The organism is Brevibacillus sp. RS1.1 (genome assembly GCF_013284365.1).
Classification (GTDB): domain Bacteria; phylum Bacillota; class Bacilli; order Brevibacillales; family Brevibacillaceae; genus Brevibacillus; species Brevibacillus brevis_D.
Genome location: NZ_JABSVA010000041.1, coordinates 1 through 425, shown reverse-complemented (window position 1 = coordinate 425; position 425 = coordinate 1). Strand labels below are relative to the sequence as shown.

Sequence of the window (425 nt, the reverse complement as noted above, 5' to 3'; positions counted from 1 at the left end):
TCTTGTCCTTTGATATAAATGGTGGAGGCTGACGGGATCGAACCGCCGACCCTCTGCTTGTAAGGCAGATGCTCTCCCAGCTGAGCTAAGCCTCCAAATCACCTACAAACATGTAGGGATTTTCTAGGTGACCCGTAGGGGATTCGAACCCCTGTATGACAGCGTGAAAGGCTGCTGTGTTAAACCGCTTCACCAACGGGCCAAGATGGCGGATGGAGTGGGATTTGAACCCACGAGACGGTTCGACACCGCCTACACGATTTCCAATCGTGCTCCTTCGGCCGCTCGGACATCCATCCATATGGCTCCTCGGGACGGACTCGAACCGCCGACCGATCGGTTAACAGCCGATTGCTCTACCAACTGAGCTACCGAGGAACGCTGAAGGTTTATTCCTTCAAAACTGAATACGCATGGTTGCTAAG

Annotated in this window: 4 tRNA genes; all 4 read right to left on the bottom strand. The window is 53.4% G+C overall.

The window, feature by feature from the left end:
- Positions 1-19: 19 nt before the first annotated feature.
- Positions 20-95, bottom strand: a tRNA-Val gene (locus HP570_RS29305).
- A 33-nt stretch (positions 96-128) separates the two neighbouring features.
- Positions 129-202, bottom strand: a tRNA-Glu gene (locus HP570_RS29300).
- Positions 203-206: 4 nt separating this feature from the next.
- A tRNA-Ser gene (locus HP570_RS29295) sits at positions 207-299 on the bottom strand.
- Between the two features lie 3 nt (positions 300-302).
- Positions 303-378 (bottom strand) — tRNA-Asn (locus HP570_RS29290).
- Positions 379-425 lie beyond the last annotated feature (47 nt).